This window comes from Streptomyces sp. NPDC047017 (assembly GCF_040644175.1).
Lineage (GTDB): Bacteria > Actinomycetota > Actinomycetes > Streptomycetales > Streptomycetaceae > Streptomyces.
In genome coordinates, this window is record NZ_JBEYVW010000002.1 from 280,008 (window position 1) to 303,380 (window position 23,373).

Annotated in this window: 20 protein-coding genes; 10 read left to right on the top strand and 10 right to left on the bottom strand. The window is 75.3% G+C overall.

The window, feature by feature from the left end; translation table 11 throughout:
• Positions 1 to 148: 148 nt before the first annotated feature.
• Entirely contained in the window at positions 149 to 814 is a 666-nt protein-coding gene (locus ABZ858_RS04560) for a pyridoxal 5'-phosphate synthase (RefSeq protein ID WP_361372540.1), read from the top strand.
• 16 nt (positions 815 to 830) lie between these two features.
• Here the strand turns inward: ABZ858_RS04560 and ABZ858_RS04565 are convergent, their stop codons facing one another.
• Together ABZ858_RS04565 and ABZ858_RS04570 are read right to left on the bottom strand one after the other, a co-directional pair.
• Positions 831 to 1,715 carry a GNAT family N-acetyltransferase gene (locus ABZ858_RS04565; RefSeq protein WP_361372542.1) on the bottom strand — a complete coding sequence of 295 codons (885 nt, stop codon included), beginning with the start codon at positions 1,713 to 1,715 and terminating at the stop codon, positions 831 to 833.
• Between the two features lie 410 nt (positions 1,716 to 2,125).
• On the bottom strand, positions 2,126 to 2,764 hold the full coding sequence (locus ABZ858_RS04570; protein WP_361372544.1) for a GNAT family N-acetyltransferase: 639 nt from the start codon (positions 2,762 to 2,764) through the stop codon (positions 2,126 to 2,128).
• Positions 2,765 to 2,941: 177 nt separating this feature from the next.
• Here ABZ858_RS04570 and ABZ858_RS04575 point away from each other — a divergent pair, with 177 nt between their 5' ends.
• Positions 2,942 to 4,141 (top strand): NAD(P)/FAD-dependent oxidoreductase, encoded by a 1,200-nt coding sequence (locus tag ABZ858_RS04575; RefSeq protein ID WP_361372546.1) that lies wholly within the window; start codon positions 2,942 to 2,944, stop codon positions 4,139 to 4,141.
• A 282-nt stretch (positions 4,142 to 4,423) separates the two neighbouring features.
• Here the strand turns inward: ABZ858_RS04575 and ABZ858_RS04580 are convergent, their stop codons facing one another.
• Positions 4,424 to 5,728 (bottom strand): MFS transporter, encoded by a 1,305-nt coding sequence (locus ABZ858_RS04580; protein WP_361372956.1) that lies wholly within the window; start codon positions 5,726 to 5,728, stop codon positions 4,424 to 4,426.
• Positions 5,729 to 5,823: 95 nt separating this feature from the next.
• On the opposite strand from ABZ858_RS04580, the gene ABZ858_RS04585 reads away from it, so the two are divergent.
• Positions 5,824 to 6,828 (top strand): helix-turn-helix domain-containing protein, encoded by a 1,005-nt coding sequence (locus ABZ858_RS04585; RefSeq protein WP_361372548.1) that lies wholly within the window; start codon positions 5,824 to 5,826, stop codon positions 6,826 to 6,828.
• Between the two features lie 266 nt (positions 6,829 to 7,094).
• Positions 7,095 to 7,895 carry a serine hydrolase gene (locus ABZ858_RS04590; RefSeq protein ID WP_361372550.1) on the top strand — a complete coding sequence of 267 codons (801 nt, stop codon included), beginning with the start codon at positions 7,095 to 7,097 and terminating at the stop codon, positions 7,893 to 7,895.
• A 381-nt stretch (positions 7,896 to 8,276) separates the two neighbouring features.
• Here ABZ858_RS04590 and ABZ858_RS04595 read toward each other — a convergent pair whose 3' ends face one another.
• From ABZ858_RS04595 to ABZ858_RS04605, 3 genes are all read right to left on the bottom strand, one after another.
• Positions 8,277 to 8,909, bottom strand: coding sequence for an ATP-binding protein (locus tag ABZ858_RS04595; RefSeq protein ID WP_361372958.1), 633 nt, complete (start codon positions 8,907 to 8,909; stop codon positions 8,277 to 8,279).
• Between the two features lie 835 nt (positions 8,910 to 9,744).
• Positions 9,745 to 10,257 (bottom strand): EF-hand domain-containing protein, encoded by a 513-nt coding sequence (locus tag ABZ858_RS04600; RefSeq protein ID WP_361372552.1) that lies wholly within the window; start codon positions 10,255 to 10,257, stop codon positions 9,745 to 9,747.
• Positions 10,258 to 10,422: 165 nt separating this feature from the next.
• Positions 10,423 to 10,791 carry an STAS domain-containing protein gene (locus tag ABZ858_RS04605; RefSeq protein ID WP_361372554.1) on the bottom strand — a complete coding sequence of 123 codons (369 nt, stop codon included), beginning with the start codon at positions 10,789 to 10,791 and terminating at the stop codon, positions 10,423 to 10,425.
• A gap of 374 nt (positions 10,792 to 11,165) precedes the next feature.
• On the opposite strand from ABZ858_RS04605, the gene ABZ858_RS04610 reads away from it, so the two are divergent.
• Entirely contained in the window at positions 11,166 to 11,747 is a 582-nt protein-coding gene (locus ABZ858_RS04610; RefSeq protein ID WP_361372556.1) for a sigma-70 family RNA polymerase sigma factor, read from the top strand.
• The gene (locus tag ABZ858_RS04615; RefSeq protein WP_361372558.1) at positions 11,744 to 12,955 is read left to right on the top strand and encodes a zf-HC2 domain-containing protein; all 1,212 of its coding nucleotides are present in this window, start codon (positions 11,744 to 11,746) and stop codon (positions 12,953 to 12,955) included. The genes ABZ858_RS04610 and ABZ858_RS04615 overlap by 4 nt, the downstream gene beginning before the upstream one ends.
• Before the next feature lie 42 nt (positions 12,956 to 12,997).
• Here the strand turns inward: ABZ858_RS04615 and purU are convergent, their stop codons facing one another.
• Positions 12,998 to 13,885 carry a formyltetrahydrofolate deformylase gene (gene purU, locus ABZ858_RS04620; protein WP_361372560.1) on the bottom strand — a complete coding sequence of 296 codons (888 nt, stop codon included), beginning with the start codon at positions 13,883 to 13,885 and terminating at the stop codon, positions 12,998 to 13,000.
• 100 nt (positions 13,886 to 13,985) lie between these two features.
• Entirely contained in the window at positions 13,986 to 14,486 is a 501-nt protein-coding gene (locus ABZ858_RS04625; protein WP_361372562.1) for a hypothetical protein, read from the bottom strand.
• Positions 14,487 to 14,603: 117 nt separating this feature from the next.
• Here ABZ858_RS04625 and ABZ858_RS04630 point away from each other — a divergent pair, with 117 nt between their 5' ends.
• Entirely contained in the window at positions 14,604 to 15,917 is a 1,314-nt protein-coding gene (locus ABZ858_RS04630; protein ID WP_361372564.1) for an ABC transporter substrate-binding protein, read from the top strand.
• Positions 15,918 to 16,039: 122 nt separating this feature from the next.
• On the opposite strand, the gene ABZ858_RS04635 is transcribed toward ABZ858_RS04630, so the two are convergent.
• Together ABZ858_RS04635 and ABZ858_RS04640 are read right to left on the bottom strand one after the other, a co-directional pair.
• Positions 16,040 to 17,974 (bottom strand): hypothetical protein, encoded by a 1,935-nt coding sequence (locus ABZ858_RS04635; RefSeq protein ID WP_361372566.1) that lies wholly within the window; start codon positions 17,972 to 17,974, stop codon positions 16,040 to 16,042.
• A 170-nt stretch (positions 17,975 to 18,144) separates the two neighbouring features.
• The gene (locus ABZ858_RS04640) at positions 18,145 to 19,530 is read right to left on the bottom strand and encodes a transcriptional regulator (RefSeq protein WP_361372568.1); all 1,386 of its coding nucleotides are present in this window, start codon (positions 19,528 to 19,530) and stop codon (positions 18,145 to 18,147) included.
• Positions 19,531 to 19,916: 386 nt separating this feature from the next.
• On the opposite strand from ABZ858_RS04640, the gene ABZ858_RS04645 reads away from it, so the two are divergent.
• The 3 genes from ABZ858_RS04645 to ABZ858_RS04655 are packed head-to-tail and all read left to right on the top strand — an operon-like array spanning position 19,917 to position 23,034.
• Positions 19,917 to 20,582 (top strand): bifunctional DNA primase/polymerase, encoded by a 666-nt coding sequence (locus ABZ858_RS04645; RefSeq protein ID WP_361372570.1) that lies wholly within the window; start codon positions 19,917 to 19,919, stop codon positions 20,580 to 20,582.
• 53 nt (positions 20,583 to 20,635) lie between these two features.
• On the top strand, positions 20,636 to 21,430 hold the full coding sequence (locus tag ABZ858_RS04650; RefSeq protein ID WP_361372960.1) for an ABC transporter ATP-binding protein: 795 nt from the start codon (positions 20,636 to 20,638) through the stop codon (positions 21,428 to 21,430).
• Positions 21,427 to 23,034, top strand: a complete 1,608-nt coding sequence (locus tag ABZ858_RS04655) for a transporter (protein WP_361372572.1) — start codon at positions 21,427 to 21,429, stop codon at positions 23,032 to 23,034. The genes ABZ858_RS04650 and ABZ858_RS04655 overlap by 4 nt, the downstream gene beginning before the upstream one ends.
• The last annotated feature ends 339 nt before the right edge of the window (positions 23,035 to 23,373 follow it).

The following is a 23,373-nucleotide window of genomic DNA, read 5'->3' on the forward strand; positions in this document are numbered from 1 at the left end:
GTGCCCCCCGGCCCCGCTCGCTGACGGCGGCCTCGGGTCCCAAGTCCTGTCAGACAGGCGGCGGTCCACTCCCGTGGGCCGCCGCCTGTCGCGCTGAGGGGGCCGCGCGGCACCCGGGGCGCGATACTCAGGGCGCGATACTCGGATCATGCACAAGGATCTGCACGAACTGCTGAGGTCGCTGCGCGTCTGGGACCCGGAGGTCACCCGGCTGCCCCCGTTCGACCCCGCCGCCGCGCCCGGCGCTCCCCTGCCCCTGTTCGCCGAGTGGTTCGCCGAGGCGGTGGCCGCCGGTGAGCGCGAGCCGCACACCATGTCCCTGGCCACGGCCGACGCGGAGGGCCTGCCGGACGTGCGGATCGTGATGCTGCACGGCGCCGACGAGGAGGGCTGGTCCTTCGCCACCCACGCCGACAGCCGCAAGGGCCGCCACCTGGCCGGCCGCCCGTACGCGGCGCTCGCCTTCTACTGGCCCGCCCTGGGACGCCAGGTCCGCGTCCGGGGCCCGGTCACCACCGCCCCGCCCGAGCAGGCACGGGCGGACCTGCACGCCCGCTCGGCCGGAGCGCTGGCCGCCGCGCTCACCGGCCGGCAGAGCGAGGTCCTGCACTCCCCCGGCGAACTGGCCCGCGCCTCGGAGTCGGCCTGGGACCGGGCCCGGCGCGAACCGGACGCGGTCGCCCCCACCTGGACCCTGTACCGGCTGCGCCCCGCCGAGGTCGAGTTCTTCCAGGGCGACGCCCACCGCCGCCACGTACGCCTGCGCTACCGGCACACCGCCGAGGGGTGGGTCAGCGAGCTGCTGTGGCCGTGAGGGGGACGCGGACTGGTCACTCCGGTCGCTCGGAGAAGCCGTGCACCGCGAAGTCCGACACCGGCCGGTAGCCGATCCGCTGGTACAGGGCGTTGCTGGTCGGGTTGGCGAGGTCGGTGAAGAGCAGCACCTCGGCCGCGCCCGCCGCCAGCGCCGCCCGGCTCGCCTCCGCCGTGACGGCGCCCGCGTAGCCCCGGCGGCGCAGGTGTGCCGGTGTGTAGACGGCGTTCACCCGTACCTGCCCGGCGACCAGCGGGGACCGGCCGGCCATGGCGACCGGGGTGCCGTCCGGCAGCTCCCAGAGCAGGATGTCCGCGCGTACGACGCGTTCGTCCGCCCACTCCTCCGGGTCCCGGGCGGCCGGTTCCCCCACGCCGGCGCAGAACTCCACGTACCAGCGGGCCAGCAGCTCGCCGTCCGCCGCGCCCGCCGTCCGCGCGCGGCCGGGCGGTTCCGGGCTGGGCACGGTCAGCCCGGCCAGCCGGTACAGCCGCAGCCGCTTGCCGAGGCTGCTCGCGGCGCCGGTGCGGCGCTGCCAGGCGGCGGCGAACGCGGCGGCGGTGTCCCGGTCGGCGTTGACACCGGTCAGGCCGGCGCCGGGCACTTCCCGGGCGGACAGCTGCCCGGCCAGCGCGTCGGCCTGTTCCCCGGTCAGCGGGGTGAGGACGAGCGGGTGCGGCGGGGTGCGCAGGAAGGCCGCCGCCACGCCGTGCCCGCCGTCCCCCGGCAGAACGCCGAACTCGGGCACGGCGCCGCCGTATATACGGCCGCCACGGGCGCGCAGATTCTCCGTGACGGTCAGCTGCACGGTGTGCGTCGCGGGCCGGGAACGCAGGAACAGCCCGGCGCGGGCGAGGAAGTCGCCGAGATCCTGGGTGAGGTACCAGTCGTCGAGAGGCATGCCTCATCGTTCCGGCCGGCGGGCGGCGACGCCTCTGGTTTTTGAGCGGGGTGGGCGGGGCGAGGACGGGCTGGGCGGGGGGGGCAGGCAGGCCGGGCGGGGGCCGGGTCAGGAGGCCGGACCAGGCGGCCGGGCCGGACTGGGCGGGTCAGGAGGTCGGACCAGGCGGCCGGACCAGGTGGCGCGGCGACGCCTCCGGTTTTCACCGGGCCAGGCGGCCGGGCCAGACGGCCGGGCCAGGTTAGGCCGGGCCAGGTTAGGCCGGGCCGAGCGGGGCCGAGCCGAGTGGCGCGGCGACCCCTCCGGATTCCATCGGGCCGAACCGGGCGGGGACGGGTCGGGCGGCCGGACCGGCCGAGGCCAGGGCGGGGCCGGGCCCGGCCGGTCAAGGGCGCGCCGGTCAAGGACGGTCAGGGTGCCCCGGGTTCCGGGTCCGTGGACAGGCGGGCGTGCAGGTGGCAGTCGCGGAAGGCGTCGTGGCGGCCCGCCTCCCACATCGCGCCGCGCAGGGTGCCCTCGTAGGGGTAGCCGCACCGCGCGGCGATCCGGCAGGACGCCTCGTGGCCCAGGGCGTGGTCCAGCTCCAGCCGGTGCAGGCCGAAGTCGGTGAACGCCCAGCGGGTGGCGAGGAGCAGCGCCCGCGCGGCGACGTTGCGGCCACGGGCCTCGGGCAGCACCCAGTAGCCGACCCGGCCCGACCGCATGGGGCGGCTGACGACCCCCAGGCCGAGGTGGCCGAGCGTGGCGCCGCTCGCCTCGTCCGTGACGCGGAACGGCATGCCCGTGCCGTCGGCGGCGGCCCGCACGTGCGCGGCGAGCGACGTACGGGCGTCGTCCAGGCGCTCGTCGAGGATCAGCGGAGTGTTCCAGCGCCGGAACTCCGGGTCGGACCGGCCGTGCAGCCAGGTCCGCACCTGGGCCTCGGCCCCCGGGTCCCAGCCGCGCAGCACCAGCCCGTGGCCGCGCAGTTCGGGGACGGAGTCGACGGGAAGCGGCGCGGTCGTACCGGCCGCCGGCGGGTCATTGTCATCTATAGGCCACCGGGACATTGTCACCCGGTGGGGCGGGTGAGGTGCAGGGGGGGCGGGGTGTACTGCCCCGGTACGACGCCGGACGGCACCGTACGACGCCGTACGACGCCTTCCGTGATCGCACGTGATCAATCCGCAACCAATTCCGGCCTTGACCGAGACCCATCAAGCGGGTGCGTGGTTACGCTCGCGCTCATGGCCGACCCCACCCCCACCACGCCCGAGCACACCGACCGGCCCGTCTACGTCATCGGCGGCGGACCGGGCGGCCTGGCCGCCGCGTACGCGCTGCGCGCGCGGGGCCTGCGGGCCGTCGTCCTGGAACGGTCCGACCGCGTCGGGGCGTCCTGGCGCGGCCACTACGACCGGCTGCGCCTGCACACCACCCGCCGGCTGTCCGCGCTGCCCGGCCTTGCGATGCCGCGCCGGTTCGGCCGCTGGCCGGCGCGCGACGACGTGGTGCGGTACCTGGAGAAGTACGCCGACCACCACGAGCTGGAGATCGTGACCGGCGTCGAGGTCTCCCGCGTCGAGCCCGCCCCGGACGGCACCGGCTGGCTGCTGCACGCCAGCGGCGGCCGGCGGCTGACCGGCGGCGCGGTGGTCGTCGCCACCGGCTACAACCACACGCCCCGCCTGCCCGACTGGCCCGGCCGCGAGCAGTACACCGGGGAACTCCTGCACGCCCGCGACTACCGCGCACCGGACCCGTACACCGGCCGGGACGTCCTCGTCGTCGGCGCCGGCAACACCGGCGCCGAGATCGCCGTGGACCTGGTGGAGGGCGGGGCCGCGCGGGTCCGGCTGGCCGTGCGCACCGTGCCGCACCTCGTGCGCCGCTCGACCGCCGGGTGGGCCGCGCAGTACACGGGCGTGCTGTGCAGGCGGCTGCCGGTCCCGCTGGTGGACCGGCTCGCCCGGCCGCTGGCGCGGCTGAGCGTGCCGGACCTGTCCGCGCACGGCCTGCCCCGCCCGGACACCGGCCTGTACTCACGGGTCAGGCAGGGGGCGATCCCGGTCCAGGACGTCGGCCTCGTCGACGCCGTGCGCACGGGCCGGATCGAGGTGGTGGCCGCCGTCGAGGGCTTCGCGGACGGCGAGGTCGTCCTCGCCGACGGCACCCGGATCGCGCCGGACGCCGTCATCGCGGCCACCGGGTACGCGCGCGGTCTCACGGAGTTGGTCGGCCACCTCGGAGTGCTGGACGAGCGCGGCAGACCGCTCGTGCACGGCCCGCGCACCGCCGGCACGGCCCCCGGCCTGTACTTCACCGGGTTCACCAACCCCGTCAGCGGCATGCTCCGCGAACTGGCCCTCGACGCACGCCGGATAGCCCGGAAGGCCGCCAAGCACCACGGGAGCGCGCGGGCGGCCCTGGTGCCGGTGTCGGCGTAGCGGGGGCGGGCGGGCGGTCGTACGGCCAGACGCGCGGGCGGTCGTACGGGGGCCGCGCGGGCGGTCACCCGGGCAGACAGCCGCCCGACCTGCCAGACCCGCCGGAAACACGGACGGCCGGGCGGCCGGGCGGCCGACCGCCAGGCCGCCCGGCCATCCGCGCCGTCGTCGCGGCCGTCGCCGTCCTCGCCGTCCTCGCCGTCCTCGCCGTCCTCGCCGTCCTCGCCGTCCTCGCCGTCCTCGCCGTCCTCGCCGTCCTCGCCGTCGTCGCCGTCGTCGCCGTCAGCCCGCGTACGCCGCGAGGGCGCCCGTACGTTCGCCGCCGCGGCGCCGGATGACCAGTGCCATCAGCGCCGCCGCCGCGCACAGCGCCCCCGAGGCGTACCAGACCACGTCGTAGGAGCCGAAGACGTCCCGCGCGACCCCGCCGAGGTAGGCGACGAGGGCGGCGCCGACCTGGTGGGAGGCGAGCACCCAGCCGAAGACGATCGCGCTGTCCTCGCCGTACTGCTCGCGGCACAGGGCGAGGGTGGGCGGCACGGTGGCGACCCAGTCGAGGCCGTAGAAGACGATGAACAGCAGCATCGGCGGGTGCACGCTCGGCGCGAGCAGCATGGGCAGGAACAGCAGGGAGACACCGCGCAGGGCGTAGTAGACGGCGAGCAGCCGGCGCGGTTCGAAGCGGTCGGTGAACCAGCCGGAGGCGATGGTCCCGGCCACGTCGAACACGCCGATGACCGCGAGCAGCGAGGCCGCCGCCGTGACGGGCATGCCGTGGTCGTGCTCGGCGGGCACGAAGTGGGTCTGGATCAGGCCGTTGGTGGAGGCGCCGCAGATCGCGAAGGTGCCGGCCAGCAGCCAGAAGGGGGCGGTGCGGACCGCCGAGAACAGCACGGTCAGGGTCCGGCGGGCGGCCCCCCGTGCCGGTTCCGGCTTGGGCACGAACTCCCGTGCGCCCAGGGGCCGTACGCCGATGTCCGCGGGGTGGTCGCGCAGCAGCACCCAGACGAACGGGATGACCGCGAGGGCGGCCAGGGCCACCGTGACGGCCGCCGGGCGCCAGCCGTGCGACTGGACCGTCCAGGACAGCACGGGCAGGAAGATCAGCTGGCCGGAGGCGGACGCGGCGGTGAGGATGCCGCTGACCAGGCCGCGCCGCACGGTGAACCAGCGCTCGGTGACGGTCGCGGCGAAGGCCAGCGCCATCGCCCCGGTGCCGAGCCCGACCAGCAGGCCCCAGCACAGCCACAGCTGCCAGGCGGCGGTCATCCACACGGTCAGGCCCGAGCCGGCGGCGATCACGGCCAGCGCGCAGGCGACCACCCGGCGGATGCCGAAACGGTCCATCAGCGCGGCCGCGAACGGCGCGGTCAGTCCGTACAGGGCGAGGTTGAGCGAGACGGCGGCGCCGATCGTGCCGCGCGACCAGCCGAACTCGTCGTGCAGCGGGTCGATCAGCAGGCCGGGCAGCGAGCGGAAGGCCGCCGCGCCGATGATCGTGACGAAGGTGACGGCGGCGACGAACCAGGCCCGGTGCACGCGCACGGGGCGCGCGGGCGGCCGTTCGCCGACGCCGGGACGGTCGATCGGGGGTTCCGTTGTCTGGGTCACGTCATAGAGGTTCCGGCACGGGACGCCCGCCATCGAGTGGCCCGAAGGACAGCGTTCGTTAGGATCGGGCCATGGATACGGCCACGGAATTCCGCGCGCACCGCGTCGTCGTGCTCGCCCTGGACGGCCTGCTCCCCTTCGAGCTGGGCATCCCGCACCGGATCTTCGGGCGCCCCCGGGACGCCGGGGGACGGCTCCTGTACGAGGTCGTGACCTGCTCGGTGCGGCCGCCGGGGCCGGTGAACACGGACGCCGACTTCTCGATCGAGGTCGCCCACGGTCCCGAGGCGCTGGCCACCGCCGACACGGTGGTCGTCCCGGCCTCGTACGAGCTGGGCCCGGTCTTCGAGGAGGGGCGGCTGACCGACGAGCTGGCCGCCGCCCTCGCGCTGATCCGGCCCGGCACCCGGCTCGCCTCCATCTGCACGGGCGTGTACGTGCTGGCCGCCGCCGGGTACCTGGACGGGCGCCCGGCCACCACGCACTGGGCCGACGCCGACCGCTTCCAGCGGCTGTTCCCGCGCATCGAGGTCGACGCGGACGTGCTGTTCATCGACGACGGCGACGTACTGACCTCGGCGGGGGTGGCCGCCGGGATCGACCTGTGCCTGCACATGGTGCGCCGCGACCACGGCACCGCGGTCGCCAACGACGTGGCCCGCCGCACGGTGGTGCCGCCGCACCGCGACGGCGGCCAGGCGCAGTACATCGACCGCCCGCTGCCGGACCCGCAGCTGGCCACCACGACCGCCGCCCGCGCCTGGGCGCTGGGCCGTCTCGGCGAGCCGATCCAGCTGCGCGACATGGCCGAGCAGGAGGCGATGTCGGTACGGACGTTCACCCGGCGCTTCCGCGAGGAGGTCGGCGTCAGCCCGGGGCAGTGGCTCACCCAGCAGCGCGTGGAGCGGGCCCGGCATCTGCTGGAGTCCACGGACCTGTCCGTGGACCAGGTGGCGCAGGAGGCGGGGTTCGGCACGGCGCAGTCCATGCGGCAGCATCTGCAGGCGGCGCTCGGGGTGACGCCGACCGCCTACCGGCGCACGTTCCGCATCAGGAGCGGCACCACCACTGCCTGACCGGTCCGGCGGCCCGGCGGCCCGGCGGCCTGGTGGCCCGGCGGCCTGGTGGCCCGGTGGCCCGGCGGCCCGGCGGCCCGGCGGCGGGCCGCCTGTTCTATGGCTCTTCTCACAAAAGGGCGATAACGGAGCTTTCGGTGACGAGGGTCACCGAACCGGACGGCTGTTCTGCCTATGTTCGTACTCCAACTCGTCCCTCACCCGTGCCCCCTCACCCACACCCCCTCACTCGTACCCCCCTCCCCCGTACACAGGAACAGGGCCCCATGCCGAATCGCTCGCGCCCGCTGCCGCGTCCCAGGACCGGCGCCCTTCTCGCCTCCGCCGCGCTGCTGCTGTCCGCGGGCACCCTCGGTGCCGCCGCGCCGGCGCATGCCGCGGGCGCCTCCCGGGTCACCGCGGCCGTGCTCCCGCTGGACGGCGGCGCGGCGCGGCCCACGGTCTACGGCGACGACGTCCCCTACGACACCGCCAGCATCATCAAGGTGGACATCCTCGCCACGGTGCTGCTGCGGGCGCAGGACGCGGGCCGCCCGCTCACCGCCCAGGAGCGCGCCTGGGCGGAGCCCATGATCCGGCACAGCGACAACGCGTCGGCGAACGCGCTGTGGCGGGAGATCGGCGAGGCCCCGGGGCTGGCCGCGGCGAACGAGCGCCTCGGACTGACCGCGACGCAGGGCGGCCCCGGCGCCCGATGGGGGCTGACCCGGACCACGGCGAGCGATCAGATACGGCTGCTGAGCGCGGTGTTCGGCACGGACGGAGCCACTCCCCTGGACGCCGCCTCCCGGAGCTACATCCGGACCCTGATGAACAGCGTCGCGCCCGAGCAGGCGTGGGGTGTGTCGGCGGCCGGCACGGAGACGGTGGCCGCGCTGAAGAACGGCTGGCTGCGGCGCGACGCGTCCGGGCTCTGGGACGTCAACAGCGTCGGGCGGATCACCGTGGACGGTCACCGCTATCTCGTGGCGGTCCTGTCGGACGGCAACTCCTCGATGGACGAGGGTGTCTCGCTGGTCCAGCGGACGGCACGGGCGGCCGTGGCCTCGGCGACGGCCGGGCGCTGACCCCGGCAGCCCCCTCCAGTCGCCCGCCGCCCTTTCCACAGCCTGTGGACGGCTTCCCGGACGGCGGCGTGCCCATGCCCGCCCCGAGCACGGCACCGCACGCCGCCGTCCGGCTCCGGCGCACCGGCCCCACCCCCCTCGCCCCCTGACGGGACCGGCCGGCGCCGACCGCACGACTCACACTCGCCGAGGATTCCGCCACCCGGACCCTCGCCGTCCCCTCACAGCGAATCGCTGCCACAAGCGTGATCAAACGGACACGACACGTCAACAGGCCCTCGGCGAATTACCCGTTATGCCGGGATCGCAACGGGCGCGCACAGAAGCACCCCCGGCGCACGGGCTCCCCCGGAGCGGCGAGGACCGCTCCGGCCGCGCCGCCTACACCGCCTCGTACGTCAGCCCGTGGTACGCCGCGCCCTCGCACGCCGCACCCTTGTAGGCCGTACCGTCGTACGCCGCACTCCCGTACGCCGCGTTCTCGTACACCGTGCCCTCGTACGCCGCGTCCTGGTATGCCGTGCCCTGGTACGCCGCGCTCTGGTACGCCGGTACCGCGCGGCCCGGTTCCTCGCCCGCCGGGGCGTGGCCGCGGCAGGCCGCCGGGGCGGCCGCCGCCACGGGCGGTGCACAGCGGTCCAGTTCGCACCAGATGCGCTTGCCCGCGCCCTCCGCGGTCCAGCCCCAGCGGTCCGCGAGGCCGTCCACGAGGGCGAGGCCGCGGCCGCCCGTGGCCTCGTCGCCCGCGCAGCGCGGCACGGGGGCCCGGGTGCTGATGTCCGCCACCTCCAGGCGCACGGTGGCCGCCTCGGCCGGCGCGCCGGGCAGGAAGAGTCTCAGCACGGCCGGACAGCCGGTGTGCACCACCGCGTTGGTGGCGAGTTCCGAGACGAGCAGGACCAGGGTCTCGGCGAGCGGCTCGTCGGCCGCTATCCCCGACCCCGCCAGCCGCGAACGCGCCCACTCGCGGGCCCGCCCCACCTCAGCGGGGTCGGGCCGGATCTCCAGCTGCACTTGAAGCACCTGCACCGCTCACACCATCCGAACCGGCGGCCCCATGGCCCCGCGCCGCGCGAGGGTCCCGAGCACCGCCATTTTCTGCATGGCCAGAACAACGGCCAGAGCAAGGGTCACGGATTGTGACTCCCTTGCCAGACAGCATGGTTGACGTACCGTCACCGCAACAAGCGCTTCGGGCATATTCCCGCACGAAGGAGTACCTGTGCGGCATACTGTGCGACGCTCGTCGCGGGGAGTCGAACTGGCGGGCGGCGAAGGCCGTCCGACCTTGCGAGCAGCGGCGCGCACCGCCGAATCCGGGGCCGCCTCTGAGGCGACACCGGGACGGCCGGCCCTCGCAACCACTCGCATCCCACCCAAGGTACCGGAGCGGGGCGGCGACTCCGGGACGTGACGGACATCGTCCGGGCCACCATCGGCGGCGACTCTCCGTAACCGGGCGGCGCCACGGTGTGTGATCACCGGACCGGGGTCGCCCCCGTCCGTCCTGATGGGCGATCACCCGCCGGCCGCCTCCCGCGCGGACAGCCGCTCCCCTTCCGCCGCTCCGGCCCGGCGCGGAAATCCGCCGTCGCGCGGGACGGACTCCCAGGTGGGGCGCGCGTGGCCGGGTGCGTGGCCGTGGTCGCCGTACCGTCCGCCGGAGGCGGTGAAGCGCCGGCCGGACACCTCGGCGGGCGCCGGCCGCCCCGCCCGTGCGCCCCCGCCCGCACCGGCGCGCGCCGCACCGCGCACAGGGGCCCTCACGTCGGTCCCCGGCGGCTCCGCCGCCCGCCCGAACTGCTCGCGCGCCCGGGCGTGTTGCGTACGCCGTGCGGGCGGGACCGCGCTACTCGGGCACGGTGAAGTAGCGGGCGAAGGCGGGCACCACGTCCTGCTCGCCCACCTTGCCGTCGCCGTCCGCGTCGAGTGCGGCGGCGATGGTGCTCGCGGTGTCCGCGGGCACGCCCAGCACCCGGAGCACGCGCGCGGTCTCCGCGACGGTCACGGCGCCGTCGCCGTCGGTGTCCGCGACGGCCAGGGCGGCGTGCAGGAAGGGGCGGGCGATCTCCGCGAACCGTTCGGGGTTGTCGCGCAGCCGCTTGACCGCGCCGGTCACGAACTCCTCGCGGGTGATGCGCTGGTCGCCGTCGCGGTCGGCGATCCCGGCCATGCCCTGCCAGAACGCCTCCGCCCCGGCGTACAGGGCCTGGCCCTGGTCACAGCGGGCGGGGCGGTGGAACTCGGTGAGCAGCGCCCTGGCCGCCACGCTGAAGTCTCCGCGGTCGATATGGCCGTTGCCGTCCTGGTCGAAGGTGGCGAACCGGGCCGCGATCCTGCGCTCGTACTCGCTGCTCACCATGTCTTCTCGGGCCGCCTCACGTCGGGGGTTGCGTCTGGCAGGGAGCGTACGACGCGGAAGGCCGCCCGGCGACGGGAAAGTGACGGTTGTGCCAAGGACGGGGGAATTCCGAACGCGGGTGCGATTGCGGTACGGCGGCGGTAGCCGTAGCGGTACGGCGGAGGCTCAGGCGGACAGGGGTTCGTCGTCCAGTGCCGCGGCGAGGTCCGGATAGACGTCGAAGAGACGGCGTACGCCGAGCGCGCCGAGCACCCGGTTGACGTGGGAGCCCTCCTCGGCGCCGCCGGCCGGCAGGATCAGCCGCAACCGGCCCTGGCAGGAGCGGATCAGCCGGCGGCCGGCGATGAGCACGCCGACACCGCTGGAGTCGCAGAAGAAGACGTCGGAGAGGTCCAGCACGAGGTCGTGGCGGCCCTCGGCCACCACCTCGTGGATGCGCTGGCGCAGCGCCGGCGAGGTCACGAGGTCCAGTTCGCCCGCGACCCTGAGCACACTCCACTCGCCCCGTTGGCCGCCGGTCACCTTCAACACCACGGTCCGTCCTCCGCTCGCCGGATCTTCCCCGGAACCGCCCGGAAACGGAAGCAGTTCCTACGCTTCTTTCCGCGCGGCTGCCCAGCGGCCGTTCCCCCAAACACCGCACCACAAACCGGGGCTGTTTCTCGGGGGACTTATTTCAGTCATATGCAAATCTGTTCGATCTCAAGTGATCACACGCGATCGTTCTCAATCCACGACGTGATCCAAAAACAAAGGGGTAAGCGCACCAGCAGAAGGGGGCGCACATTGCCACAAAGGGGCGTACGCCGTCGGACGTGCCAACTACATTCGAGGAGACCAGGCAGACACGCTGGACCAGCAACGGACCGGAACGGCTGCACGGCACGGCCGGGCGTGGAGGGGGTCGCATGACGCGGACGGACGCACCACCCCGCTGGGACCACTGGATGCACCGGCGGCTCGTCCAGGGAGAGGCGGCCGCCCTCGGTGAGCTGTACGACCGGTTCGGCCCGCTCGTGCACGGCCTGGCCCACCGGGTCCTCGGCGCGGACCGGGCCGCCGACGCCCTCACCCGCGAGGTCTTCGCCCACGTCTGGCAGCACCCCGGCGCCTACGACCCCGATCTCGGCCCGCTGCGCCCCTGGCTGACCGGCCTGACCCGCCGCCTCGCCGTACGGCGCCTGCGCGCCACCGCGGCCGCCGGCCTCCCGGAGAGCGGCGCGGACGTGCCCGGGGAACTGGAGGACAGGGTGCGCCGCGCCTCCGTCGCCGCCCGCGCCGACTCCCTCGTCCACTCCCTGCCCGTCCCGCTGCGCGCCGCCCTGGAGCTGGCCTACTTCCAGCGCCGCGACTACCGCCGTACCGCCGCCGAACTCGGCATCACCGAGGACGAGGCGCGCCGCCGGCTCCGCCTCGGCCTGCGGCTGCTGTCCACCGCCCGCAACACCGGCGGCTCCGGCGCACCGCCCGGCCCGGGGACGCCGGCATGAGCGGCGCGGACGGCGGGCCGCCGGCCACGGCGGGGCGACCGGCGACGGACCGCGCCGCCCCGCCGCATCACGTCCTGAAGTCGCTGCTCGGGGCGTGGGCGCTGGCCGCCTGCCCGGCCGCGGAGGCGGCGGCCGTCGAGGAGCACCTGGGCGGGTGCGGCGACTGCGCGCGGGAGGCGCGGCTGCTGCGGGAGGCGGTCGGCCTGCTGCACCGGCCCGACAGCCTCGACCTCGATCCGGCCCTGCGCGGCCGCGTCCTGGAGAGCTGCCTGGAGCGCCGCCCGCCGCGTGTCCCGGTGCCCGGCTGGGCGGCGCCCTACGACGCCGAGACCGCGCGCCTGGACGCGCTGCTCCAGGACATGGGGGACACCGAGTGGCACGCGCCGGTGCGGCTGCGCTGGTTCGACGGCGGGCGGGCGACCAGCCGCCGTACCACCGTCGCGGGGGTCATCACGCATCTGACCAGCGTCGACGGGCTGGTGGCGGTCGCGCTCGGGCTGCCGGACCCGCTCGGTGAGGTGCCGCCCCGCACGGTGACGCCCGCGGACCGCACCGAGGCGTACTGGCGGGTCCCGCGCGTGCCGCCCATCCGCTCGGTGCGGGCGCCCTGGCGGGAGCAGGCGCACGCCTTGGTGCGCACGGCGTCAGCCGCCGACGCGGGCGAGGGAGCGGGCACGGGCACGGGCGCGGGCCAGGCCGCGGGGGACGGCGGGCCGGCGGTGCCGTACGGCGGCTTCGAACTGCCGCTGCGGGACGCCCTGCTCGACCGGGCCTTCGAGTGCTGGGTGCACGCGGAGGACATCGCCGAGGCCGTGGACTATCCCTACGATCCGCCCGCCCCGCGCCATCTGCACCAGCTGATCTCCCTGGCGGCCCGGATGCTGCCGGGCGCGCTGGCCGCGCGGCGCCGGGCCGGGCTCGCCGCGCCCGCCCGCACCCGGCAGCTGGTGACCGCGGGCGAACCCGGCCGCAGCCTGCGGCTGGAGATCGAGGGGCTGGGCGGCGGCGAGTGGCTGATCCCGCTCGACGCACCGGGCGCGGCGGGCTCCGCGGAGCACGAGGTGGCCCATGTGGCGCTGGACGGCGTGGAGTTCTGCCGGCTCGCGGCCGGTCACATCGCCCCGCGCGAGGCGGCGGCCGGCCGGCTCGGCGATCCGGAGGCGATCACCGAGGTGCTGTACGCGGCGGCGTCACTGAGCCGGATGTGAGCCCACCCGAGCCCCGGCGCGCCGGCGCACGGTGCGCCGCTGCTACGCGAACACCACCGTGCGGCGGCCGTTGAGCAGGATGCGGTGCTCGGCGTGCCACTTCACCGCGCGGGCCAGCGCCTGGCACTCCACGTCCCGGCCGATGGCGACGAGCTGGTCCGGGGTGACGTCGTGGCCGACCCGCTCGACCTCCTGCTCGATGATCGGGCCCTCGTCGAGGTCGGCGGTGACGTAGTGCGCCGTCGCGCCGATCAGCTTCACGCCCCGGGCGTGCGCCTGGTGGTACGGCTTGGCGCCCTTGAAGCTCGGCAGGAAGGAGTGGTGGATGTTGATGATCCGGCCGCTGAGCTGCTTGCACAGGTCGTCCGAGATGACCTGCATGTAGCGGGCGAGGACGACCAGTTCGACGTCCTCCTCGCGGACGAGTTCGAGGAGGCGCGCCTCGCTCTCGGCCTTGGTGTCCCGGGTCACCGGGATGTGGTGGAAGGGGATGTCGTACGACCCCACCAGCTCGGCGAAGTCGGTGTGGTTCGACACCACCGCGGCGATCTCGACGGGCAGCGCCCCGATCCGGGCCCGGAAGAGCAGGTCGTTCAGGCAGTGCCCGAACCTGCTCACCATCAGCACGACGCGCATCTTCTCGCCGGCCCGGTGGATCTGCCAGTCCATCCCGAAGGAGTCACCGACCGCCGCGAAGCTGGCGCGCAGCTTGTCCACGGTCACCGGCGCCTCGGCGGAGAAGTGGACGCGCATGAAGAACAGTCCCGTGTCCTGGTCACCGAACTGCTGACTGTCCACGATGTTGCAGCCGGTCATGAACAGGTAGCTGGACACCGCGTGCACGATGCCCCGCTTGTCCGGGCAGGAGAGGGTCAGGACGTACTGGTCGGCCGGCTGGTCCGCGGCGGCTCGGGGGGACTGCTCGTTCATGCAGGACAGGGTCCCACACGGGCCGCCCGCCGCGGGCCGCCGTCCCGCAGGACGGACCGGCCGCCCGGCCCGGACACTGGGTCCGCGCCCCTGCCCCCCGCTACGCGGAGCGGGTCAGGGTGCGCAGTGTCTCCAGGCTGCGCGGCACGGTGTCGGGGTCCTCGCCGTCGCTCGCGGCCATCCGCACATGGGCGTCCCGGGCCGCCCGCACCGCCTCCGGCCAGCCGTGGTGGTCGAGATAGGCGGCCACCGGCGCGTCCGGGCCGACCTGGTGCATGATGCGCAGCACCCGCAGCACGGCCGTGTCGACGAGCGCCGCCTCCTGGGAGTCCCGGAAGATCGTGCCGACGTACTTCTCCGCCGACCAGTTGTCCAGCCAGGTGTCCTCGACCAGGCGGTAGACGGCGTCCGTGACGTCGCCGTACCCCTCGGCGCCCGCCAGCCAGACGTCCCGCTGGAACACCGGGTCGGAGAGCATGTGCAGCGCGGAGCGCACATTGCTGCGCCAGCGCCACCACGGCATGTCGTTGAGAGGCATGCCGCCCATGGTGGAGGAGCGGCGGCCGCGACGGGAAGAGTTCTCCGAACCTTGCACGGTCATCGATCGTACGTTCTCCTTACCGGCGTCATCGCCGCCCCCCGTAATTCACCGCGCCGTCGCCCATTGTCGACCATGAGTCACTCCGGGGTTGGCGATGTGCCGGAATCGTGCGGGAGCATGACCGGAAGGCGACACAGGCGCACCGCATCCCCCTCCGCCCTCCCGATGCCCGCCGGACGGCGCAGGGCCCTGTCGGCCGCGGCGGCCCTGGCGGCGTGCGCGTCCCTCGCCGCCGGGTGCGGTGCGGTCCCCGGTGCCACGGGGGGCTCCGGGGGCGGCACCGTCACGGTGATGACCTGGGCACCGGAGAACACCCCGGCGACCAACAAGCCCGGCATGCCGGCCATGGCGCGCGCCTACGCCCGCCGGGTCAACGCCGAGGGCGGCATCGCCGGCCACAAGCTGAAGGTCCTGACCTGCAACGACAGCAATGACAGCGTGGAGGCGGCGAAGTGCGCCCGGCTCGCCGTCAAGGAGGGCGTGGTCGCCGTCGTCGGCTCCTACAGCCAGTACAGCGACTCCTTCTTCCCGCCGTTGGAGAGCGCGGGCATCCCGTACATCGGCGGCTACGGCGTCACCACCGCCGAGTTCACCCGCGCGCTGTCCTATCCGGTCAACGGCGGCCAGCCCGCCCTGCTGGTCGGGCTCGGCCGGGTGCTCGCCGCCGACTGCGGCCCGGTCACCCTGGTACGGCCCGACAGCATCGCCGGTGACGAACTGCCCGGCCTGCTCGACGCCGGGCTGAAGGCCGGCGGGCACGGGGCCGCCCGCGACCAGATGGCCGCCGACGACGCCACCGAGTACTCCGGCCAGGCGGACCAGGCGCTGCGGCGGGCCACCGCCGGGACGGGCCGTACGGGATGCGTCGTGCCGGACCTCGGGGAGCGCACCGGCATCTTCATGGACTCCTTCCGCCGTGCCCGGGACCGCTACCCGGCGGTGCGCACCGCCGCCGTGGTCGGCAGCGTCGACCAGACGGTCATCGACGCCAGCGGCGCGCAGGCGGGGCCGTACGAAGGGGCGTCGGTGGCCGGCTGGTACCCGGTGGCGGACGATCCGCGCTGGAACCCGATGAAGAAGGTGATCAACGAGGAGGCGTTCGGCGACAACCGCGTGGACCCGGAGGACCCCGGGGTGCAGACCACGTGGCTCGCCTACTCCGTGCTGCGGGCCGTGCTGGAGAAGATCGGCGGCGGGGCGGTGAGCGCCGACACCGTGCGGCACACCCTCGACAGCGGGGCGTCCTTCGGCACCGGCGGTCTGACGCCGCCGCTGCGGTGGCCGCTGTCCGGCCCGTTCGCCTCCACCGGCTTCGCCAGGCTGGCCAACGCCGACGTGACCCTCCAGACGGTGCGCCAGGGGCGGCTGGTGCCGACCGCCCGGGGCGTCGTGGACGTCACGAAGACCCTGCAGAACGCGGTCGTGGACTGAGTCCCGGGCCGGCCGCGCGGCGCGTCCGGCCCGTTCCCGGCCTGGTCCGGACGAAGGACCCCGGCTCAAGGGCCCTGCCTCAAGGACACTGGCTCCAGGGCCCCTGGCTCAAGGACTCTGGCTCAGAGCTGGGTCGGCTGGCGCTGGGTGAGGCCGTACTTGGTCGCGATCGCGTTCCACAGCGGCGCGGCCTTGCCCTTCTGGATGGTGGCCTCCCCGCTCTGGCGGTTGCCGGCCTGGGCCTCGCCGGTGGTGCGCGGGTGGCCCTTCTTGCAGCCGTTCTTGGCGTGCGCCTGGTCGGCCCAGGCCGCGTAGTGCTGGTCGGCCGACTGGGACGCCTTCCACGCGCTGGTGAGGGCCGCGGTCAGGGCGGCGTGGTCGGGCAGCTTGTCCACGGACAGCTGTCCCAGCCGGGTCACCAGATCGCCGCGCTGCCCGGCGGCGTCGCGCAGGTCGGAGGCGGCCTGGGGGAGGTTGTCGCACGTCTTGACGTCGGCCACCGCCTTGATCACCGAGGCGCGGCTGCTGCCGCTGTCGGCGAGCAGCTTGTCCAGCGCCACCGCCTGCTGCCGGGCCGGGTCGTCGGCGGCGGGCTGCGAGGCGGGTCCGCCGGTGGCATCGCTGGTGGCGGAGACGGGGGCGTTCTTGTCCTTGCTGTCGCTGTCGCTGTCGCCGCCGCCGCCGCTGAGCAGGGCGCCCGCGCCGACGCCGAGGGCGACGATGCCGACGCCGACGGCCGCGATCACCGGCAGCCGCGAGCGCTTCCGCCCGCCGCCGTCCCCGTCGACGTCACCGCCGTCGAACTGCCCGCCGAACGCCGGACCGCCGGGACCGCCCTGCCCCATCGGACCGCCCGGGCCGCCGGAAGTACGGTGTCCGCCCGGTCCGCCGGGACCGGGACGGCCGGGACCACCGGGGCCGGGACGGCCCTGGGCGACGCCCGGACCGGGCCGGGCGCCGTGCGGCGGGAGGCCGGGCAGCTGCTGGGTCGCCGGGGCTCCTTCGCCCGCCTCGCTGCGGAACAGGTTGTCGAACTCGGCGGGCGTCTGCCGCCCGCCCGCGCCGCCCGCTCCCGCGCCGCCGGGCCCCGCGCCGTACGGCCCTGCCTGCGGCCCGCCGGAGCGGGCGTCCACGGGCGGGATGTACTGCGTGGGCTGCGCGTCCGGGGCGCCGTCGCCCTGCGGGACACGGCCCAGGAACCGGGTCGAGGGGTCACCGGCGCCCTGCGGCGGCAGCGCGCCCGGGGCGATCGGCGGTATGTACTGAGTGGCCCCCTCGTCCGCCGGACCGGAGCCGACCGGGGGGATGTACTGCGTGGCGCCCTCGTCCGCCGGACCGGAGCCGACCGGAGGGATGTACTGCGTGGCACCCTCGTCCTCCGGGGCGTTCACCACCGGCGGCAGGAACTGGGTCGCGCCCTCGTCACCGGGCATGCCGGAGTCCGCCGCCGGGTGCGGGGCGCCGTACGCGGGCGGCAGCGGACCACCGCCCGACGGCGCGCCGCCCGACGGGCCACCGTGCCGCGGCCCACTGAGCTGCGGGCCGCCGCCGTACGGGCCCGCCTGGGACGCGTGCGCGTGCGGCTGCGGGTTCCGGCCGTCGGCCTGGTACGGCGGCTGGGCGCCCCCATGGCCCCCATACCCGCCATGCCCTCCATAGGTGCTGTGCGGGCCCTGGCCGCCGTACGCGGGGGCCGGGGCGCCCTCCGGGGGCAGCGGTCCGGCGCCCGCGTGGGTGACCGGACCGTGGCCGCCCCACTGCGCCTGGGGCGCCTGGGTCGCCTGCGGATACGGCTCCGGGGAGCCCCAGGGCCCGGCCTGCGGGTCCTGGCCCGGCTGCGGGGCCCCGTTCTGCTGGTCCGGGCCCCACGGCTGGCCCCACGCCTGGCCGGCGGGCGGGGCCTGGGCCGGGAGGTGTCCTGCGGGCTGCGCGGGCTGCGGGCCGCCCGGTTGCCCCGTCGTGCCCGGCAGCAGGGGCTGCCCGCCGTCGGAGGGCAGCACGATGCCTTCGCGCGCGGGCTGCGCCGAGGGCTCCTCGCCCTGTCCACTCTGCGTCACCGGGACTCCTACGAATGGGGGACTTGCGGAATCGTCGGGTCACGCTACCGGGTCCCCCGAGTCCGGGGCCACGCAGCACAGGAGTCGCCCTGCTCACCAGTGCCCGCAGTGACGAAACCCACGCGCGGTGCGCTGTACACGGTTCACAGATACGGTCCGCACCGCCGCGTTCAGGCGGCCATCTGCACCTCCAGCCGCGCACCGAACTCCCTGACGACCGCCTCGTCCCGGAACGGGTCCAGGCGCTGCTGGAAGTCCTCCAGGTACTCCGCGCCCCGGTTGGACCGCAGCGTCTCCAGCAACTCCACCGCCTTCAGGCCGGTGTTGCAGGCCAGCTCGATCTCCCGCTGCTGCACCTGCGCCGTGGCGAGCAGCACATAGCCGATGGCGCGCCGCCGGGCCCGGGAGGGCGGATGCCCGGCCAGCGCCTGTTCCGCGCAGCGCGCCGCCGCCTCCGCCTGGCCCAGGTCCCGGTGGCAGTGCGCCAACTCGTCGGCGAGATACGCCTCGTCGAAGTGCGCGATCCACGCCGGGTCGTCCCCGGAGTCCGGCTCGGCCGCCTCCAGCGCGCCCACCGCCCGCCCGCAGGCCAGCTGGGCCGCCCGTACGTCCCCCAGCAGCGCGTGCCCGCGCGCCTCGGCGGCGTGGAACATCGACTCCGCGCGCGGGCTCACCCGGCCCCGCGCCCCCTCCTGCGCCGCGCGCGCCAACTGCGCGATCTCGCGCGGGTTCCCGAGCTGGGCGGCGAGGTGGCTCATGGAGGCCGCCAGCACATAGCCGCCGTAGCCGCGGTCCCCGGCCGCCTGGGCGAGCCGCAGCGCCTGGATGTAGTACCGCTGGGCGAGGCCCGGCTGGCCGGTGTCCACGGCCATGTACCCGGCCAGCTCCGTCAGCCGGGCGACGGCGCCGAAGAGATCGCGGCCCACCGCCTCCCGGTACGACCCGGCCAGCAGCCCGGAGACCACGCTGTTGAGGTAGTGCACGACCACCGGGCGCACATGCCCGCTGCCGTAGGTGTGGTCCAGGTCGACCAGCGCCTGGGTCATGGCCCGCACCGCCGCCACGTCGGACTGCCCCACCCTCGGGCCGGCCGAGCGCGCCACCTGCCCGTCCGGCGCGGAGATCAGCCAGTCCCGGCTGGGCTCCACCAGCGCCGAGGCCGCCACGGAGGAACCGGACAGGAAGTCCCGCCGGCCCACGTCGCTGCGCCACAGCTCGCAGACCTGCTCGATGGCCCCCAGTACCGTCGGCGAGAACTGGAGGCCCACGCCCGAGGCGAGGTTCTTGCCGTTGGCCATGCCGATCTCGTCGATCGTGACCGTACGGCCCAGCTTGCGGCCCAGTGCCTCGGCGATGACCGCCGGGGCCCGCCCGCGCGGCTGCTGTCCGCGCAGCCAGCGCGCCACGGACGTCTTGTCGTACCGCAGGTCGAGGCCGTGCTCGGCGCCGCACATGTTGACCCGGCGGGCCAGTCCGGCGTTCGAGCAACCCGCTTCCTGAATGAGCGCCTGCAGCCGTTCGTTCGGCTGCCGCGCGACGAGAGGCCGTGCGGCCATGGCGTGAACCCCCTGCTCCTCGGCGGCTCGCCCCGGGGCGCCCGCCGTCTGGCTGCGGTGCCTGCCCCGCGCACCGGAGTTGACGTGACGTGCCTGGCCGGACCGGTACCGGACCGATCCACCGGGTCCTGCGGAGAGATCCGGCCGTGAAGATCAATGCCCCGTCGCCATACCGAAAATGCGGGACATGCGAAGTTTGCCGGAGTACCGGCGGACACCCTCCACACAGCACTACCCAGCGCCCCCCGGTGACCCCACCGCGCGCCCCCAGTCATGCATCCGTGCGCCCCGGGCGGCGGACCGGTGCTCCTCCCGGCGCGCGCACCGGCCCGCCGGAGCGGCCCGGCCGCCCGTAACTCCAGGTGGGCGCGGGAGTTGAGAGGAACGTGGAAGAGACGATCCCGGGTACGCACGCCGCACACACCGCCGCTCACATCCCCCAGCAGCGCGGGGACTCCCTGCTGGAGACCGCCGTCCGCTACGCCGAGGAACGCCACTGGGACGTGGTCCCGGGCACCTGGCTGGAGGCCGTCGACGGGACGCAGCGCTGCTCCTGCGGCGACCCCGGGTGCGCCGCACCCGGCGCGCACCCGGCGCGCGCGGACTGGGCGGCCCAGGCCACCGGCAGTGCCGGTGCCGTGCGCCGCCTGTGGCAGCAGCAGCCGACGGCGTCGATCCTGCTGCCCACCGGGCGCACCTTCGACGCCCTGTGCGTCCCGGAGACGGCCGGCTTCCTCGCCCTGGCCCGGCTGGAGCGCATGGAGCTGACCCTCGGCCCGGTGATCCTCACCCCCCAGCGGCGGATGCGCTTCCTCGTCCTGCCCGGCGCCGGCGCGAAGCTGCCCGGCCTGGTCCGCAGGCTGGGCTGGTCGCCGGGCGCGCTCGACCTGGCCGCGCTGGGCGAGGGGGCGTACGTGGCCGCGCCGCCCACCCGCTGCGGATCGCGCGGCGCCGTCCAGTGGGCCTGCCGCCCCACCCCCGCCAACCGCTGGCTGCCGGACACGGAAGAACTGGTCCCGGCCCTGACGTACGCCTGCGGCCGGGACCGCTAGGGCCTGTCACCCGGACCCGCCGCCGCCTCCCCCGCCCCGCCGTAGGGTTTCACCTGACGGAGGGAGCAGCAGTGGCGAGTAGCAGTGCCGTACGGGTCCAGGGGCTGTGGAAGAGGTTCGGGCAGCAGGTCGCCGTGGCCGGGGTCGATCTGGAGCTGCCCGCGGGCAAGTTCATCGGCCTGGTCGGGCCGAACGGGGCCGGGAAGACCACCACGCTCTCCATGGTGACCGGGCTGCTGCGGCCCGACCAGGGCACCGTCGAGATCGCCGGGCACGACGTGTGGCGCGACCCGGTCGCGGTCAAGGCGCGGATCGGCGTACTGCCGGAAGGGCTGCGTCTCTTCGAGCGGCTCTCCGGGCGCGAACTGCTCACCTACTCCGGGCGGTTGCGCGGCCTGCCCGCGGCAGAGGTCGCCCGGCGCGCCAGCCAGCTGCTCGACGTGCTCGACCTGGCCGGCGCCCAGCACAAGCTGGTCGTCGACTACTCGACCGGCATGCGCAAGAAGATCGGCCTGGCCGCCGCGCTGCTGCACAACCCCGAAGTCCTCTTCCTCGACGAACCGTTCGAGGGTGTCGACCCGGTGTCCGCGCAGACCATCCGGGGCGTCCTGGAGCGGTACACCGCCTCCGGCGCGACCGTCGTCTTCTCCTCGCACGTCATGGAGCTGGTCGAGTCCCTGTGCGACTGGATCGCCGTCATGGCCGCCGGCCGCATCCGCGCCCACGGCACCCTCGCCGAGGTGCGCGGCGAAGCCCCCAGTCTTCAGCAGGCGTTCCTCGAACTCGTCGGCGCGCGGGGCCGCGACGCCGGTTCCGACCTCGACTGGCTCGGCGGGAGCGCCCGGTGAGCGCCGGTGCCGCACCGGGCGGCATCACGCCCGTCGTCGTCCGGCTGAAACTCTCGCTGCTGCGCAACGGGCTGCGGCAGTCGGGCGGCCGGCGCGCCGCCTACGTCGCGTCGGCCGTCGTCGCCCTGCTGTTCGCCGCGGTGCAGCTGCTCGGGTTCGTGCTGCTGCGCGGCCATCCGCACGCCGCCTCGGTGGCCGTCCTGGGCACCGCCGTCCTCGCCCTGGGCTGGGCGGTGATGCCGCTGTTCTTCCCCAGCGGCGACGAGACCCTGGACCCGACCCGCCTGGTGATGCTGCCGCTGCGCCCGCGACCGCTGGTCTCGGCCCTGCTCACGGCCTCCCTGGTCGGCATCGGCCCGCTGTTCACGGTGTTGCTGCTGGCGGGCTGCGTGATCTCGGTGGCGCACGGGGCGGCGGCGTACGTGATCGCCGTGGCCGCCGTGGTCCTCGCGCTGCTGGTGTGCGTGGCGCTCGCCCGGGCCGTGGCCGCCGCCAACGTCCGGCTGCTGACCAGCCGCAGGGGCCGCGACCTGGCGGTGCTCAGCGGGCTGGTCATCGCGGTCGGGACGCAGCTGGTCAACTTCGGCGCGCAGCGGCTGGGTTCCTCGGGGCTCGGCCGGCTGGACCCGGTCACGGACGTGCTGCGGTGGGTGCCGCCCGCCTCGGCGGTGGACGCGGTGGACTCGGCGAGCGCCGGGTCCTACGGGGTCGCCGTCGCCCAGCTGGCCCTGACCGCCGCCGCCCTGGCCGCGCTGGTGGCCGCGTGGGCGCGCAGCCTGACCCGGCTGATGACCGCCCCCGACGCCTCCACGGTCCAGGCCCCCGACCGCGCCGGACGCTCCCGCGCCCGCACCGGCGGCGGCCTGGCCCGGCTGCTGCCCGCCGGCCGTACCGGCGCCGTCATGGAACGCGCCCTGCGCTATGTCTGGCGCGACCCCAAGACCAAGGCGTCCTGGGTGACCTCGCTGGCCATCGGGCTGATCGTGCCGGTGTTCAACGCGGCGCAGGGCACCGGCTCCGCCTATCTGGCCTGCTTCGCGGCCGGGATGCTCGGCGTGCAGATGTACAACCAGTTCGGCCAGGACACCTCCGCCTTCTGGATGGTCGCCCTGACCATCTCCGCCCCGCGCGACGCCTACCTCGAACTGCGCGGCCGGGCCCTGGCCCTGCTGGTGGTGACCCTGCCGTACGCCACCCTCGTCACGGTGCTGACGACGGCGCTGCGCGGCGACTGGGCGCGGCTGCCCGAGGTGCTCGGCCTGTCCTTCGCCCTGCTCGGCGCCATGCTGGCGTCCGGGGCCTGGGCGTCGGCGAACACCCCGTACTCCATCCCGCAGGAGGGCTACAAGAACGTGGCCCCCGGGCAGGCCGGCCTGGCCTGGATCTCCATCTTCGGCGGCATGATCGGCGCGGCCCTGCTGTGCTCCCCCGTCATCGCGCTCGCCCTGTGGACGCACCTCGGCGCGAGCGGCGACGGCTGGAGCCGGCTGCTGCTGCCCGTCGGCGCGGTGTACGGGGCCGGGATCGCCCTGCTGGGACTGCGCCTGGCAGCACCGCGCACAGCGGCCCGGCTCCCGGAGATCCTCTCGGCCGTCAGCAGGTGAGACGGCGCCGCCGCACGGGCGGGACACCGACTCCGTAGGGCCGGAGGCCGCCTCCGTAGGGCCGGAGGCCGCCTCCGTACGGCTGGGGTGCCCCCCCCATAGGGGCCGGTGGCTCCGCCTCCGTACGGGCAGGACCGCCGGCCCCGGAGAGCCCGTGGCGACGCCTCCGCCCGGGCGGGACCGCCACCTCGGTACAGCCGGTGAGGGCGCCACCATACGAGCCGGTGGGGGCGCCCCCGCACGGGCGGGACAGGCCCGCACGGGCAGGACCAGCCCCGTACGGCCGGTGGCGGGCCTCCCCACGGGCGGGTGGCGCGGCCTCCGTACGGTCGCCGTGCC